Consider the following 16,169-nt stretch of genomic DNA (forward strand, 5'->3'; position numbering starts at 1 on the left):
AAATTTTTTTATTATCACCAAAAGAATAATTTAAATACTAATTTAAATTAAAACACCAATGAAAAAACTAATAACATCAACATTCGCAGTTGTAGCAGTTCTTTTTGCATTTACAAGCTGCAATAACTCAGATAACTCTAGTAAGAGTGGAGCATTATCTAGCAATAATGCAGAAAAAGTATATGTAGCCCCTGGCGAACACGATTCGCACTACGCCTTTCTTTCTGGAGGATATAGTGGTAACTTAACGGTTTATGGATTGCCTTCTGGAAGAATGTTTAAAGAAATCCCCGTGTTTTCTCAGTTTCCAACTTCTGGATATGGGTATTCTGAAGAAACGAAACCTATGTTAAATACCTCTCATGGATTTATTCCTTGGGGCGATGCGCACCATCCAGATATTTCGCAAACAAACGGAGAAGTAGATGGTCGTTTTGTTTTTATTAATGAAAATAATACACCCAGAATCGCAAAAATTGACCTGAAAACATTTGAAACTACAGAAATTATTGAAGTTCCAAATAGTGCAGGAAACCACAGTTCATCTTACGTTACAGAAAACACAGAGTATGTTGTTGCGGGTACACGTTTTTCTGTGCCAATTCCACAACGTGATATGCCAATTAAAGAGTACAAAGGTAATTTTCAAGGTGCCTTATCTTTTATAAGCGTGGCACCAGAAACAGGAAATATGGATATCAAATTCCAAGTGCTAATGCCCGGTTTCAACTACGATTTATCGCACCCTGGACGTGGAAAATCCCATGGATGGTTCTTTTTTACTACCTATAATACAGAAGAAGCAAATACTTTATTAGAGGTCAACGCATCTCAAAACGATAAGGATTTTATTGCAGCTATAAACTGGAAAAAAATTGAAGAATACGTAAATAATGGTGGGGGGACAATGATGCCTGCTAATTATGCACATAATGTATATGACGAAGTCACACACACGGCAACGACTACTATGAAAAAAGAAGTGCGTGTGGTTAATCCATCAGAAGTTCCTGGCGCTGTATACTTTATCCCAACTCCAAAATCACCGCATGGTTGCGATGTAGATCCTACTGGAGAATATATTGTAGGTAATGGGAAACTTTCAGCCAACTTAACTGTACATTCCTTTACAAAAATGTTAGATGCTATTAAAAACGAAAAATTTGCTGGTGAAGCGTATGGAATTCCTATTTTAAATTTTGAAGATGTTTTAGCAGGAGTTGTAGAGCAACCAGGATTAGGACCATTACACACAGAGTTTGATGGTAAAGGAAATGCTTATACTACATTCTTTATTTCTTCGGAAGTTGTAAAATGGAAATTAGGTACGTGGGAAGTTATAGATAGAAAGCCTACTTACTATTCCCCTGGTCATCTAGCTATTCCTGGAGGAAACTCTGGAAAACCTTTTGGAAAATACATGTTTGTAATGAATAAAATAACAAAAGATCGTTATTTACCTGTTGGTCCAGAATTAGAACATTCTGCCCAGTTATATGATATTTCTGGTGATAAAATGGAATTACTTTTAGATTTCCCTACACATGGAGAACCACATTATGCAGCAGCTATTCCTGCAAGTATAATTAAGGATCAATCTCAAAAAATTTACAAATTAGCAGATAATAAACATCCGTATGCTGCAAAATCTGATGCAGATACTAAAGTGATTCGTAATGGTAATGAAGTTCATATTCAAATGACAACGATAAGAAGTCACTTTTCACCAGATAACATTGAAGGTATTAAAGTAGGTGATAAAGTATTCTTCCATATTACAAACTTAGAGCAAGATTTTGATGTACCACATGGTTTTGCAATGATAGGGCAAAACAACTCGGGCTTATTAGTTATGCCAGGACAAACCAAAACGTCTGTTTGGGAACCAAAAGAAGTTGGTGTGTGGCCATTTTATTGTACCGATTTCTGTTCTGCTTTACACCAAGAGATGCAAGGTTATGTTAGAGTCTCTGCAGAAGATAGCGATACGCCAATAAAATGGTCGTTAGGAGAAGATATTGAGTAAAAATATTAGGGAGATTTTGTTTTAGTGTTTATTTCCCTATTAAAAAGGCGAGAGTAGAATTTTTGCTCTCGCCTTTCTTTTTAAAATACTACAATCTGTTAAATCAAAAACTTTATTTGTACAATAATATTCAATAATTAAACCATGAAAAAGGCTAGCGTTATAATGATAATAGGCTCTTTACTATTATTAGGACTTTTTAAATTTCCGTTATGGGATATCGAACTTGGAGCACCACAATATCCAGATCCCTTAGGGATGAGTATTTATATTCAAGGTATTGAAGGAGCTGAAGAATTCGATTTGCAAAACATAGATGGTTTAAACCATTATATTGGTATGAAAACAATTCCTAAAGCAGAAGAAATGTGGGAGTTTACAGTTTTTCCTAAAGTTATTATCGGTATGGTGCTTTTGGGTGTAATAATTGGGGTATTAGGTTATTTCAATAAAGTAAATTACAAATACTATATGGGGTGGTTTGTATTAATGTCGATATTAGGAATTATGGGTATGTACGATTTTAATAATTGGTTAATAGACTATGGTACCAATTTAGACCCAAATGCAATTATAAAAGTTACGAATCCAGATGGTACACCAATGTCGTATAAACCACCATTATTTGGATATCAAAAACTGTTAAATTTTGATGTTACTTCTCTACCAGATTTAGGCGGTTATCTCCTGTTTTTAGGTATGTCTTTGACGCTGGTTGCTTTTTGGTTAGGCAGAAGGGCTAGTCTTAAAAAAACAACGTAGTAATACTTTAGCACATAAAAAACTAAAATTATGCAAATACTAAAATACGCTTTAACTCTGGGATTGCTACTATTATTTTTTGGTTGTAATGTATCACCGAAACCCATAGATTACGGTAGCGATGGTTGCTATTTTTGTAAGATGACCATTGTCGATAAAGTTCACGCCGCCGAAATTGTAACCAAAAAAGGCAAAGTTTATAAATTTGATGCCACCGAATGTATGGTTAATTTTATGGATGAATTCGATACTTCAGAAATAGAACTATACTTATCTAACAACTACACAGAGCCAGGAATTTTAATCGATGCTACACAAGCTACTTTTTTAATAAGTAAGAATGTACCAAGTCCGATGGGGGCTTTTTTATCGGCTTTTAAAAACAAGGCTGATGCAGAAAATGTAAAAATAGAAAAAGGTGGTGAACTATATACCTGGAAAGAAATACTAGGGAAATTTAAAGACTAGTAATATGAAAAATATAATTAGTTTTTTGGTCGTCGTTTTTATATCCAATGCCGCTATTTCTCAGGCTCTTGAGGTTTGTAGTGATTGTGAAATTTCAACTTTAAAAGAGGCGATTAGGCAAGCGAAAGATTTTGATACTATAATCGTAAAGAAAGGCACTTATAAAGAATACGACGTTATTATCAATAAACCGTTAACCATTATTGGGGAAGACTACCCGGTAATTGACGGTGAATTTAAAGGCGAAATAATAACGGTTATTTCAGATAATGTAACGCTTGATGGCTTATTTATTAAAAATGTTGGCACAAGTTATACAGAAGATTATGCGGCCGTTCGCGTTAGAGAAAGTAAAAACTTTGTAATTCAAAATTTAGTTTTAGAAAAGTTATTCTTCGGCATTTATATAGAAAAATCAAGAGACGGGAAAGTGTTTCATAATAAAATAATAGGCGATGCTGTTGAGGAGTATAACTCTGGAAATGGTATTCAATTATGGTATAGTAAAAATATTCAAATTGAACATAATTTTATACAACACGTTCGCGATGGGATTTATTTAGAATTCTCTGATGGTTGCACGATTAAAAATAATGTAAGCGCTTTAAATGTGCGCTATGGCTTACACTTTATGTTCTCTAACGACGATATCTACGAGGATAATACTTTTGAAAATAATGGTGCTGGAGTAGCGGTAATGTTTTCAAAGCGTATTAAAATGTATAATAACATTTTTAAAGAAAATTGGGGGACAGCATCATATGGCTTATTGCTTAAAGAAATAAATGATGCCGAAATTGTAGGTAACACGTTTGCCGATAATACTATAGGTATTAATGTAGAGGGTACAAACCGTATTAATTACAAACACAATACGTTTAAAAATAATGGGTGGGCAATTAAAGTAAAAGGAGCGTGCTACAAAAACATATTTACAGAAAATAATTTCTTGTACAATTCCTTCGATATAGCTTACAATAGCAAAGTTAATGACAATGAATTTAATAGAAATTATTGGAGTAATTACACCGGTTACGACCTCGATAAAGACGGTGTTGGCGATGTGCCTTATAGACCCGTAAAACTGTTTTCTTACATTGTAAACCGCACACCCGAAACCATTATTTTATTGCGAAGTATGTTTATAGATATTATTGATTTTTCCGAAAAAGTGTCGCCAATTTTCACCCCTGATAATTTATTAGATGACCATCCACAAATAAAAAAAATACTATGGTAATTATTGAAGACTTACATAAAAGGTTTGGTAAAAACCAAGTGTTAAGTGGTTTAGATCTAACCATTAGCGAAGGTGGTATTTTTGCCGTTCTCGGCCCCAATGGTTCCGGGAAAACAACCTTAATAAAATCGGTTTTAGGAATGGTAATACCAGATAAAGGAACTATTACTGTACTTGGCGAAAACATCAAAAAGAAGTCAGATTACAGGCATAAAATTGACTACTTACCTCAAATTGCAAACTTTCCAAGCAATTTAAAAGTGAAGGAATTAATTAAAATGATTAAAGATTTACGTGCGTTTACAAATGCAGAAGACCAATTAATAGAGCTATTTAGACTTGAGCCTTTTTTAGACAAAAAACTAGGCAATCTTTCTGGTGGAACCAAGCAAAAAGTAAATCTTGTATTAACGTTTATGTTTGATAGTCCTTTAATTATCCTAGATGAACCAACATCGGGTTTAGACCCTATCTCGCTAATACGATTAAAAGATTTAATTCAGAAAGAAAAAGCTAAAGGAAAAACCATTTTAATAACCTCGCACATTATGAGTTTTGTAGAAGAAGTGTCAGACGAAATCGTGTTTTTATTAGAGGGAAAAATATACTTTAAAGGCACAATTTCCGAATTAAAAAACAAGACCAATCAACCAGATTTTGAACATGCAATAGCATCAATACTTATAGACAATCATGCTTAAAATATTAAAATACAGTTTTTACGACCTTATGCGTAGCCGATGGAGTTATGTTTATTTTGCATTCTATTTATTACTAGGCGTTGTACTCTTGTTTTTAAACAACGATTTATCTAAAGCGGTTATCACTTTAATGAATGTTATTATTGTATTGGTGCCTTTAATAGGTACTATTTTTGGCGTTATGTATTACTATAATTCAAAAGAATTTACAGAATTGCTTTTAGCGCAACCCTTAAAACGTTCGTCCATATTTTTAGGACAGTATCTTGGTGTTGCTTTATCACTTTCTATGAGTTTAATTCTAGGTTTAGGACTTCCGTTTGTGTTTTATGGTGTGTTTGAAAGTAGTGCTATATGGGATTTTTCATTATTACTAATTACAGGCACATTTTTAACCTTAATATTTACTGCTTTAGCATTTAACATTGCGTTATCTAACGAAAACAAGATTAAGGGTTTTGGTTATGCCATTTTACTTTGGCTGTTTCTAGCCATAATTTATGATGGCTTATTTTTAATGACGTTAGTTATGTTCGATGATTATCCTTTAGATAAACTGTCACTAATTGGGACAATGTTAAACCCAATAGATTTATCTAGAACACTTATTCTTTTAAAATTAGATATTTCGGCACTTCTAGGGTATACTGGAGCCGTCTTTAAGCAATTTTTTGGTACAAACTTTGGACTTATCGTGTCTTTTACAATGTTAACTATTTGGATAATATTACCCGTCTTAAGAATTCTATTTAAAGCGAAGAAGAAAGATTTTTAAGCAAATAGTTAAGGTTGCATCGTAGCTAAAGCGTATTACAATTAATGACATGCCGGTGGCTACCGATGTTGGCTGGAAGGTGCAACTTTAAAGCAGGTGTAATAATTATAGTAGAGAAAGCATTCCCTTCAGGGTATAAATTAAGAACGTTAATTAACTATTATTCTAAGGTGTAATAGCGCTAAAAGATTAAGAATATTCATTTTTAAACCATACTTTTTGCCATTCCCTTTTCAAAATTAAAAAAGCCACCTCCTCAGAAAGTTGTACGGTGTCATCACCGTTCAATGCTTTAATTTTTGATTCTGAAACATCTATTATATACAGCAAATTAAGGTAGTCTGAAAAACGCTCCTGAATTAATGTATAGACCGTTTCGTGAACAAGCAGTTTTAATTCTGAAGGCGTAACGGTCTCTTCAAAACTCAAATCGATATTGGCTAACAAAAAGTCCTTGTTAATTTGAAGGATTAGTTTGTTGTACAACGCTAACGATTGCGCCTCTTCAATTAAGCCATTAAATGTTGTGGGAAGTCTCATAGTTTAGACTTTTCTATTCATTAAATCGGTTCCGAAGGCTTTTAAGTTTTCCTTCTTATCCTCAGAAATGGTTAAAGAATCAAGAACTTTAAAGGCTTTTATAGTATAATTTTCAATTTCTTTTTGTGTCACCTCTGCCGAGCCTGTAGAGACAAAAAATTCTTTTATCAGTTCAATTTTATCCGAACTATCGTCTAAATGTACCGAGAATAATTGCTTTAATTGATGCTGATCGGAGGCATTAGAAAACTCTAATGCTTTTAAGTATAAAAACGTTTTCTTATTTTCAATAATATCGCCACCAACTTGTTTCCCAAAGGTTTCAGGGTTTCCGAAAGCATCCAAATAATCGTCTTGTAACTGAAATGCTATTCCTAATAAGCGACCAAAATCGTAAATCTTATCTTGGTCTTCTTCCGAAGCATTAGCAACAATAGCGCCCATTTTCATTGCCGCACCCACTAACACAGCGGTTTTGTATTCAATCATTTTTAAATACTCTGGAATGGTTACATCATCGCGCGATTCAAAATCGACATCGTATTGTTGCCCTTCGCAGACTTGTAAAGCTGTTTTGCTAAACAATTTGGCAAGCGCTCTAAAAATATGAGCATCATAATTTTCGAAGAGTTGATAGGCCATAATTAGCATCGCGTCTCCCGATAAAACTCCCGTATTTAAATCCCATTTTTCATGCACGGTTTGCTTACCACGACGCAAAGGAGCAGCGTCCATAATATCGTCATGGACTAAAGAGAAATTATGAAACACCTCAATGCTTAATGCGGCATCTAGTGCTTTTTTAGAGTCGCAATTAAAAATTTCGGCCGTCATTAAAGTTAAAACCGGACGTAAACGTTTACCGCCAAGCTCTAATATATAATGTATAGGTTGGTATAAGTTTTTAGGTTCTTTTTCAAAAGTAAACGTTTTTAAATGCTCTAAAAACGCAGCTTGATAGTGTTGTGTTGTTTGCATACGGCAAAAATAATGTAAAAACTTATATTACACCTACTTTTTCTATAATGTTAAAAAATGATTAAGACTTAGGAAACTTTTTAGGTTTTAAAAGTTTCCTGTTGTAATTTTGCATTCAATTATGAGAACAAATATTATTATAAAATCTACCGAGTTATTTCTTTCATTAGGGTTTAAAAGTGTAACTATGGATAAAATTGCTAACGAGTTAGGGATTTCGAAAAAGACGATATATCAGCATTTTGACAATAAAACAAAACTGGTAGAAGCCGTGACGTGGTCTATTTTCGAGAATATAACTATAGGAATTGAAGCTATTATTAAAGAAGAGAAAAATCCTATTGAAGAAATTTATCAAATTAAGTGTTTTGTTTTAGAACATTTAAAGGACGAAAAATCATCACCTCAATATCAGCTTCAAAAATATTATCCTAAAATATTTAAAGCCATTAAAACAGAGCAATCTTGTGTTATGGGAGATTGTGTAAAAAGTAATTTAAAAAGGGGAATGGCCTTAAACTTATATCGGGAGACTATCGACATCGATTTTATTTCTAAAATTTATTTCAATACTATCTTTGCTATAAAAGACAAAGATATTTTTCCTTTGAAAAAATTCTCGATGAATATGCTTATGGAACATTTTATAGAATATCATTTACGTGGTATTTGTACGCCATTAGGTGTAGAAACCCTGGAGAAGCAGACCAAAATAACTAAAAACCCAATTTTAAACTAAAATGAAAAACAAAATAACCTTTTTATTTTTCTTGTTTACTGTAAGCTTGTTTTCTCAAGAGAATGTACAACGTTTTACTTTGCAGGAAGCAATAAATTTTGCTCTAGTCAATAACAGGGCGGTATTAAATGCAGAGCGCGACGTGGACGTTGCAAAACAACAAAAGTGGGAAACTATTGCGTCTGGATTGCCACAATTAAGTGGTAATATCGACTACCAAAATAATATAAAACAACAGTTTGAAGGTATCGATTTTGATGGTGACGGAAATGTTGATTTTGGTGCAAAACAATCGATGACGGTTGGAGCAGTATTAAATCAGAAAATTTTTGATGGGTCTTATATAGTAGGTTTACAAGCGGCAAAAGTCTTTCTGGAAATTTCTAGAAATGCCAAAGAAAAAACCGATTTACAAATTCGTGAAGCCGTTGTTAATGCCTATGGAAACGTTTTACTGTCTGAAGAAAGTTTAGCTATTATAAATAGTAATATTGCTATTCTACAGAAAAATGTGGATGAAACAACCAAAATTTTCGAAAATGGACTAGAAGAAGAAGAAAGCGTAGAGCAACTTAAAATAACACTTTCAGGTGTTAAAAGTCAGCTAAATAATACGCAACGTCTTAATCTAATTGCCTACCAAATGTTAAATATTACTTTAGGATTGGATGTAAAGACCCCTCTTGATTTAACCGACGATTTAGAATCTTTAACGGCTCAGAATATGGATTTAGAGCTTTTAGAAGCCTCAGAAACAGTAAGTGATAATATAGATTATAAAATTGCTGTTAACGATAAAGTGTCTAAAGAACTTTTGGTGGATTTAGAACGTAGTAAAGCGTTACCAACGTTAAACGCCTTTTTGAATGGCGCTTATATTGGTAATAACGAGGCGTTTCAATTTACGACACGTAACCAGACTTGGGTGGGGACGGCCGCATTTGGTGCGACTCTAAGTATTCCTGTTTTTAGTTCTGGAATGCGTAGTGCTTCAACACAACGCGCCCGTATTAATTTAGAAAAATCAGAATCTAATTTAGTAGAAACCGAACAGCAATTACGTTTAGAAATAGCGGCTGCAAAAAGTGATTACCAATTAGCGATTGAAGAATATAGCAACAAAAAAGAAAATTTAAACTTATCAGAACGTATTGAGGCGAAAAACCAAATTAAGTTTTTTGAAGGTGTCGGGTCTAGTTTCGAATTGCGTCAAGCACAAACGCAATTGTACGCGGCCCAACAAGAGTTTTTGCAAGCAATGCTTAACGTTATTAATAATAAAGCCGAATTAGAAACGGTGCTAAACAGACCAACTAACTAATCAATATCCCATTAAAAAATCATAACAATGAAAATTATATACCCTTTATTAATTGTCTTAGTTCTTTTGTCCTCTTGTGGTGACGCTAAAAAAAACTCGGTGGAAAGCGTTTTAGATAGCAATAATTTAGAAAAAATTAGAGGAAAACGTACTAGTTTAGTGGAAGAGCAGAAAACGATTGACGATAAAATAAAACTATTAGATCAAGCGATTTCAAGAATAGATACCGTTAAAAATGTGCCACTTATAACAACCTTTAAAGCCAAAGAAGAAGTGTTTAATCACATTTTAGAAATTCAAGGAAATGTATCGACTAAAAATCTAATCGTTATTACCCCCGAGTACAACGGTATTTTAACTAATGTGTACGTAAAAGAGGGCGAAAAAGTAAAAAAAGGACAACTCTTAGCGAAAATTGACGATGGCGGGTTAAGTCAGCAATTGGCACAACTAAAAATCCAGTCCGATTTAGCAAAAACAACCTTCGAGAGACAAAAGAGACTTTGGGATCAACAAATTGGGAGTGAAATACAATTTCTACAAGCAAAATCTAGCTACGATGGTCAGCAAGAATCGATGAATCAATTACAGAAACAAATTGCAAAAACGATGGTTAGAGCGCCGTTTTCTGGAACTATAGATAATATAATCACCGAGCAAGGAAGTGTTGTCTCTGCGGGGCAATCGCAATTAATTCGTATTGTTAACTTAAACGATATGTACATTGAAACGGATGTGCCCGAACGCTATATCTCTACCATTGTGGAAGGGAATAAAGTAGAAGTTGCTTTTCCTGTTTTAGGAAAAACCTTAGAAACGACAGTAGAGCAAGCAGCCAATTTTATAGATCCTACAAACCGTACGTTTAAAGTTAAAATTACAATCCCAAATAAAGAGAAAACAGTAAAACCAAACTTAACAGCTCGTCTTAAAATTAACGACTATACTAACGAAAAGGCATTGCTTGTACCCTTAAGTATTATTTCTGAAAACGCAGATGGAGAACAGTATCTGTATGTGGTAGAAGATAAAAACGATGCTGGCGAAGGCGTTGCAAAACGGGTTATTATCAAGACAGGAAAAACACAAGGCGATGTTATCGAAGTGCTAAGCGGTATTAAAGATGGTGAAGAAATTATTCAAGAAGGAGCGCGTAGTGTAAAAGAAGGACAAATCGTTAAAGTTTTAACCGTTGAAACCATAAAATAATGGCCAAAAAGAAAAAGCAAATCGAAAAAGAGTTTGGGTTATCCTCATGGGCCATAAACAATAAGACAACTATTTATGTACTTATTGCTGTTATTTTCTACTTAGGAATTACGGCCTTCTTTAGCATGGCGCGAGAAAGTTTTCCAGAGGTTAACGAAACCAAAATCTATATTAGTTCTATTTATCCAGGAAACACAGCCGAAGATATAGAGAAATTAATTACCGATCCGTTAGAAGACAAGCTAAGAACTGTTAGTAATCTTGTAGAAATCACATCGACGTCGCAGGAAGATTATTCTATGGTAATTATCGAGTTCGACGCGCATATTACAGTAGAACAAGCAAAGCAGAAGGTAAAAGATGAAATAGATTCTGAAACCGCTGGAGAAGATTGGCCAACATTTAATGGGGCTAAAGTAGAGCCCGATGTTTTTGAGTTGAGCTTATCGGAAGAAATGCCGATTCTTAACATTAATATCTCTGGAGATTATACCATCGAAAGATTAAAGGAATTTGCAGAGTATCTGCAGGATGATATCGAAGATCTTTCAGAAATTAAGAAAGCAGATATTCGTGGTGCTCAGGAAAAAGAGGTGGAAGTTGCTGTAGATATCTATAAAATGATGGCGGCCGAAGTTAGCTTTACAGATATTATAAACGCTATTAATGGTGGTAACGTAACGATGTCTGCAGGAAATTTAAAAGCCAGCGGACAGCGTCGTACGATTAGGATATTAGGAGAAATAGAAACCCCTTCTGAATTAGAAAACTTCGTCGTAAAAGCTGAAAAAGGAAAAGCTATTTACTTAAAGGATGTGGCTGAGGTTCGTTTTAAGGAGGAAGAAAGTACCACGTTTGCTCGAGAATTTGGTAAACCTGTAGTGATGCTCGACGTAAAAAAGCGAGCAGGTAAAAATATGGTGGATGCTGCCGAGAAAATTCAAGAGATTGTTAAACACGCTAAAAGCGATGTGTTTCCACAAGATTTAGAAGTTACAATTACCAACGATCAATCTTCAGTAACTATCGCCGCAGTAGACGATTTGGTAAACAATATTATTTTTGGTGTTATTTTAGTAGTCACGGTTTTAATGTTCTTTTTAGGATTTAAAAATGCGATTTTTGTTGGTTTTGCCATACCAATGTCTATGTTTATGTCTTTAATGATACTAGAAGCATTGGGACAGAGTTTAAACACAATGGTATTGTTTGGTCTTATTATGGGCCTAGGAATGCTGGTGGATAATGGTATTGTGGTAGTAGAAAACGTGTACCGTTTAATGGATGAAGAAGGTATGGGGCGTGTAGAAGCAGCGAAAAAAGGAATTGCTGAAATAGCTTTCCCAATAATTATCTCTACGGCGACAACGGTTGCCGCATTTATTCCGTTAGGATTATGGCCTGGAATTATGGGGCAATTTATGATGATTCTTCCTATTACGCTATCGGTTGTTTTAGGGTCTTCATTATTTGTTGCAATCTTTTTCAACTCGGTATTGGTCTCTAATTTTATGAGTATCGAAGATAAAGATATGCCACTAAACAAAATTATCCGTATTACAGTAATTATGGCGGCTATAGGTCTATTAGTCATTATTTTTGGCGGTGATTATAGTGCTTTGGGTGTGTTAATGGTGTTTACCGCTATTATGCTTTGGGTGTATCGCTTATTACTTCGTAAATGGGCAAATAGTTTTCAAACTAAAACGTTAGTGCGGTTGGAGAACTGGTACGAGCGCCAATTACGCGGCGCATTGTCTGGAAAACGTCCTTACTTTTTAAGTATCGGTACTTTTGCTTTATTAATAGTATCGTTTATTGTCTTCGGTATTTCTTTAGCAACACAGCGCACGAAGGTGGAGTTTTTCCCCGATAATAAACCAAATCAAATTATTGTATACATCGAGTATCCACAAGGTACAGCCATTGAAAAAACAAATGCGATAACCAAAGAAATCGAACAGCGCGTATATTCTGTTTTAAATAGCGATCAATATGTAGATGATGGTTATAATTTCTTAGTCGAAAGTGCGGTGTCTCAAGTGGGAGAAGGTGCAGGGAATCCGCGAACCGATGGAGGATCAGCAGCCGAAATGCCGCATAAAGGTAAGATAACGGCATCGATGCGAGAATTTAAATACCGCCGTGGTGAAGACAGTGAACTGCTGCGTCAAAAAGTGCAAGAAGCGTTAGTCGGCATTTATCCTGGGGTTTTAATTTCTGTAGAGAAAGATGCCAATGGACCGCCAGCAGGCTCACCGATTAACATAGAAATAGAAGGAGACGATTACGACGAGTTAATTGCCACAGCCGAAAAAATGCGAGAATTTATTAATTCCAAGAATATTCCTGGAATTGACGAACTTAAAATTGATGTGAATAAAGACAAGCCAACAATGCTTGTAGAAATAGATAGAGAGAAAGCAGGTGAATTAGGGGTAAGTGCTTCGCAGGTTGGTCAACAATTGCGTAATTCTATATTTGGTGCCAAAGCCGGTATTTACAAAGAAGATGGTGAGGATTACGATATTTATATCCGTTTTAACGAAGAGAATCGTTATAATACGAGTGCTTTGTTTAATCAAAATTTAACCTTTAGAGATAATACGGGACAAATTAAAAACATTCCACTCTCTGCCGTGTCTAAACATAAAAACAACTCTGGGTTTAGTGCCATTAAACACAAAGATGTTAAACGTGTAGTTACAGTGTACTCGGCCTTATCGCCCGGTTTTACCGATGCGGGAGCAATTGTCGCTCAAGTTCAGAATGAAATGAAAAGCTACAAAGGCTTGCCAGGAAACATAAAGGTAGATTATACAGGTCAAATTGAAGAACAAAACAAACAAATGGCCTTTTTAATGAAAGCGCTGTTTGTAGGGTTAGGGCTTATTTTCTTTATTTTAATTTTTCAATTCAACTCAATATCTAAACCAGCAATTATTATGATGGCTATTTTCTTGAGTTTAATAGGTGTCTTTGGAGGTATTGTTATCTCTGGAAGTGCTTTCGTTATTATGATGACAATGGTAGGGATTATCTCTCTAGCTGGTATTGTAGTTAATAATGGTGTGGTGCTTTTAGATTACGCGCAGTTACTAATAGATAGAAAAAAGCACGAACTCGATTTAGAAAAACACGAGTATTTAGAGCATAACGATCTTTACGAAAGTATAGTTAAAGCTGGTAAAGCGCGTTTAAGACCCGTTTTACTTACGGCTATTACAACCATTTTAGGTTTAGTGCCATTGGCGATTGGGTTAAATATTAACTTCTTCACCTTGTTTTCAGATTTCGATCCGAACATTTATATGGGAGGTGATAACGTAGTGTTTTGGGGGCCTTTAGCATGGACCGTTATTTACGGATTGTTAATAGCAACCTTCTTAACCTTAATACTGGTACCGGTTTTATTTTTCTTAATAATGAAATTTAAAATGTGGTTGAGAGAAAAAATGTCTGACAAAACAGAAGATGTCGTTGTTGTAGAAGAGTAAAATTTAAATAAAAAAGTAAAATGCCTGTGACTATTATAATCACAGGCTTTTTGTATCTCATCAAATAATAAATATTAAATTTGCAGTTATAAAATCATACTATGTACAGAAGTCATACTTGCGGCGAATTAAATGCATCGCATATAAATACAGAAGTTACCCTTTCTGGTTGGGTACAAAAATCTAGAGATAAAGGATTTATTATTTGGGTCGATTTGCGCGACCGTTATGGTATTACTCAACTCGTTTTCGATGAAGAGCGTACGCCAAAAGAAATGATGGATCGCGCCCAGAAATTGGGTCGAGAGTTTGTTATACAAGTCAAAGGAAAGGTGATTGAGCGCGCTTCAAAAAACCCGAACATGCCGACTGGTGATATCGAATTGTTAGTATCAGAATTAACAGTTTTAAACGAATCACTTTTACCTCCGTTTACTATTGAAGATAAAACCGACGGTGGCGAAGATTTACGTATGAAATATCGCTATTTAGATATACGTAGAAATCCCGTAAAAAACAACTTGATTTTTAGACATAAAGTGACACAGCAGGTTAGAAACTTCTTATCTAATGAAGGTTTTATAGAAGTTGAAACACCGTACTTAATTAAATCTACACCGGAAGGCGCACGAGATTTTGTGGTACCTAGTCGCATGAACGAGGGTCAGTTTTATGCTTTGCCACAATCGCCACAAACCTTTAAGCAATTGCTTATGGTAGGGGGAATGGATAAGTATTTTCAGATTGTAAAATGCTTTAGAGATGAAGATTTACGTGCCGACAGACAGCCAGAATTTACACAAATTGATTGTGAAATGGCGTTTGTAGATCAAGAAGATATTTTAAATGTTTTTGAAGGATTAACACGACACTTACTTAAAGAAGTAAATGGTGTTACTGTAGATAAATTTCCGAGAATGCTTTACGACGACGCGATGCGTTTATACGGAAACGATAAACCAGACATTCGTTTCGGAATGGAGTTTGGCGAATTAAACGCAGTAGCCCAACATAAAGAGTTTGGCGTATTTAATGCGGCAGAACTAGTAGTTGGTATTGCTGTTCCTGGCGGAAATACGTACACAAGAAAAGAAATCGATAAATTAATCGACTGGGTGAAGCGTCCGCAAGTAGGAGCCTTAGGAATGGTGTATTCGCGTTGTAATGACGATGGAAGCTTTAAATCCTCCGTAGATAAGTTTTACGACCAAGACGATTTAGCACAATGGGCACAAGTTACTGGTGCAAAAGCGGGTGATTTAATTTGTATCCTTTCGGGAGATAAAAATAAAGTAAGAGCACAATTAAGTGCGTTAAGAATGGAATTGGCAGAGCGTTTAGGGTTACGTAAGCCTAACGAATTTGCTCCGCTTTGGGTAATGGATTTTCCGTTATTAGAATTAGATGAAGAAACGGGGCGTTACCACGCTATGCACCATCCGTTTACCTCACCAAAACCGGGGCAAATAGAATTATTAGATTCAAATCCGGGTGACGTTAAAGCCAATGCTTACGATTTAGTATTAAATGGTAATGAAATAGGCGGCGGTTCTATTCGTATTCACGATAAAGAAATACAGGGTATTATGCTTAAACATTTAGGATTCTCTAAAGAAGAAGCGAAAGCTCAGTTCGGCTTTTTAATGGATGCTTTCGAATATGGCGCACCACCACACGGAGGTTTAGCTTTTGGATTAGACAGATTGGTCGCTATATTAGGCGGGCAAGAAACGATTAGAGACTTTATTGCGTTTCCTAAAAATAATTCAGGTCGCGATGTTATGATCGATGCTCCTGCTGCAATAGACGAAAAACAGCTCAAAGAACTAAGTTTAAAATTAGATCTGAAATAGAAAAGGATAAGAATCCTGCCAGTTGCAGGATTCTTTGATAATTTTATATTGTACCCATAA

At 34.9% G+C, this 16,169-nt stretch carries 13 protein-coding genes; 11 read left to right on the forward strand and 2 right to left on the reverse strand.

Annotated elements, in window-relative coordinates; genetic code table 11:
* Window positions 1-58: 58 nt before the first annotated feature.
* From nosZ to ES677_RS09885, 6 genes are all read left to right on the forward strand, one after another.
* On the forward strand, window positions 59-2,026 hold the full coding sequence (gene nosZ, locus ES677_RS09860; RefSeq protein ID WP_148381148.1) for a Sec-dependent nitrous-oxide reductase: 1,968 nt from the start codon (window positions 59-61) through the stop codon (window positions 2,024-2,026).
* A gap of 144 nt (window positions 2,027-2,170) precedes the next feature.
* Window positions 2,171-2,788 (forward strand): hypothetical protein, encoded by a 618-nt coding sequence (locus tag ES677_RS09865; protein ID WP_148381149.1) that lies wholly within the window; start codon window positions 2,171-2,173, stop codon window positions 2,786-2,788.
* Between the two features lie 30 nt (window positions 2,789-2,818).
* Window positions 2,819-3,256, forward strand: a complete 438-nt coding sequence (locus ES677_RS09870; protein ID WP_148369493.1) for a nitrous oxide reductase accessory protein NosL — start codon at window positions 2,819-2,821, stop codon at window positions 3,254-3,256.
* Between the two features lie 4 nt (window positions 3,257-3,260).
* Window positions 3,261-4,496 (forward strand): nitrous oxide reductase family maturation protein NosD, encoded by a 1,236-nt coding sequence (locus tag ES677_RS09875; RefSeq protein ID WP_148369495.1) that lies wholly within the window; start codon window positions 3,261-3,263, stop codon window positions 4,494-4,496.
* Window positions 4,490-5,197 (forward strand): ABC transporter ATP-binding protein, encoded by a 708-nt coding sequence (locus ES677_RS09880; protein WP_148381150.1) that lies wholly within the window; start codon window positions 4,490-4,492, stop codon window positions 5,195-5,197. The genes ES677_RS09875 and ES677_RS09880 overlap by 7 nt, the downstream gene beginning before the upstream one ends.
* Window positions 5,190-5,972, forward strand: coding sequence for an ABC transporter permease (locus ES677_RS09885; RefSeq protein ID WP_148381151.1), 783 nt, complete (start codon window positions 5,190-5,192; stop codon window positions 5,970-5,972). Before ES677_RS09880 ends, ES677_RS09885 begins: the two co-directional genes overlap by 8 nt.
* A gap of 189 nt (window positions 5,973-6,161) precedes the next feature.
* Here the strand turns inward: ES677_RS09885 and ES677_RS09890 are convergent, their stop codons facing one another.
* A complete protein-coding gene (locus ES677_RS09890) occupies window positions 6,162-6,512 on the reverse strand; it encodes a hypothetical protein (protein WP_148369501.1) in 351 nt (116 codons plus the stop codon).
* Window positions 6,513-6,515: 3 nt separating this feature from the next.
* Window positions 6,516-7,490: a polyprenyl synthetase family protein gene (locus ES677_RS09895; protein ID WP_148369503.1), complete on the reverse strand. Its 975-nt coding sequence runs from the start codon at window positions 7,488-7,490 to the stop codon at window positions 6,516-6,518.
* Between the two features lie 121 nt (window positions 7,491-7,611).
* Between ES677_RS09895 and ES677_RS09900 the strand changes: the two genes are divergently transcribed.
* From ES677_RS09900 to aspS, 5 genes are all read left to right on the forward strand, one after another.
* Complete coding sequence (locus ES677_RS09900) at window positions 7,612-8,229, forward strand: TetR/AcrR family transcriptional regulator (protein ID WP_148369505.1); 618 nt, start codon at window positions 7,612-7,614, stop codon at window positions 8,227-8,229.
* Between the two features lies 1 nt (window position 8,230).
* Window positions 8,231-9,550 (forward strand): TolC family protein, encoded by a 1,320-nt coding sequence (locus ES677_RS09905; protein ID WP_148369506.1) that lies wholly within the window; start codon window positions 8,231-8,233, stop codon window positions 9,548-9,550.
* Window positions 9,551-9,577: 27 nt separating this feature from the next.
* Window positions 9,578-10,759, forward strand: a complete 1,182-nt coding sequence (locus ES677_RS09910) for an efflux RND transporter periplasmic adaptor subunit (protein ID WP_148369507.1) — start codon at window positions 9,578-9,580, stop codon at window positions 10,757-10,759.
* A complete protein-coding gene (locus ES677_RS09915) occupies window positions 10,759-14,256 on the forward strand; it encodes an efflux RND transporter permease subunit (RefSeq protein WP_148381152.1) in 3,498 nt (1,165 codons plus the stop codon). The genes ES677_RS09910 and ES677_RS09915 overlap by 1 nt, the downstream gene beginning before the upstream one ends.
* Before the next feature lie 101 nt (window positions 14,257-14,357).
* Window positions 14,358-16,109, forward strand: coding sequence for an aspartate--tRNA ligase (aspS, locus tag ES677_RS09920; RefSeq protein WP_148381153.1), 1,752 nt, complete (start codon window positions 14,358-14,360; stop codon window positions 16,107-16,109).
* Window positions 16,110-16,169 lie beyond the last annotated feature (60 nt).

The organism is Bizionia gelidisalsuginis (assembly GCF_008086185.1).
Classification (GTDB): Bacteria; Bacteroidota; Bacteroidia; order Flavobacteriales; family Flavobacteriaceae; genus Bizionia; species Bizionia saleffrena.

Bases quoted from the DNA above. Each gene is read 5' to 3' on its own strand.
- ES677_RS09895 (WP_148369503.1), bottom strand. From the start codon at position 7,490: ATGCAAACAACACAACACTATCAAGCTGCGTTTTTAGAGCATTTAAAA.
- ES677_RS09910 (WP_148369507.1), top strand. From the start codon at position 9,578: ATGAAAATTATATACCCTTTATTAATTGTCTTAGTTCTTTTGTCCTCT.
- ES677_RS09905 (WP_148369506.1), top strand. From the start codon at position 8,231: ATGAAAAACAAAATAACCTTTTTATTTTTCTTGTTTACTGTAAGCTTG.
- aspS (WP_148381153.1), top strand. From the start codon at position 14,358: ATGTACAGAAGTCATACTTGCGGCGAATTAAATGCATCGCATATAAAT.
- ES677_RS09875 (WP_148369495.1), top strand. From the start codon at position 3,261: ATGAAAAATATAATTAGTTTTTTGGTCGTCGTTTTTATATCCAATGCC.
- ES677_RS09865 (WP_148381149.1), top strand. From the start codon at position 2,171: ATGAAAAAGGCTAGCGTTATAATGATAATAGGCTCTTTACTATTATTA.
- ES677_RS09885 (WP_148381151.1), top strand. From the start codon at position 5,190: ATGCTTAAAATATTAAAATACAGTTTTTACGACCTTATGCGTAGCCGA.
- ES677_RS09890 (WP_148369501.1), bottom strand. From the start codon at position 6,512: ATGAGACTTCCCACAACATTTAATGGCTTAATTGAAGAGGCGCAATCG.
- ES677_RS09880 (WP_148381150.1), top strand. From the start codon at position 4,490: ATGGTAATTATTGAAGACTTACATAAAAGGTTTGGTAAAAACCAAGTG.
- nosZ (WP_148381148.1), top strand. From the start codon at position 59: ATGAAAAAACTAATAACATCAACATTCGCAGTTGTAGCAGTTCTTTTT.
- ES677_RS09915 (WP_148381152.1), top strand. From the start codon at position 10,759: ATGGCCAAAAAGAAAAAGCAAATCGAAAAAGAGTTTGGGTTATCCTCA.
- ES677_RS09900 (WP_148369505.1), top strand. From the start codon at position 7,612: ATGAGAACAAATATTATTATAAAATCTACCGAGTTATTTCTTTCATTA.
- ES677_RS09870 (WP_148369493.1), top strand. From the start codon at position 2,819: ATGCAAATACTAAAATACGCTTTAACTCTGGGATTGCTACTATTATTT.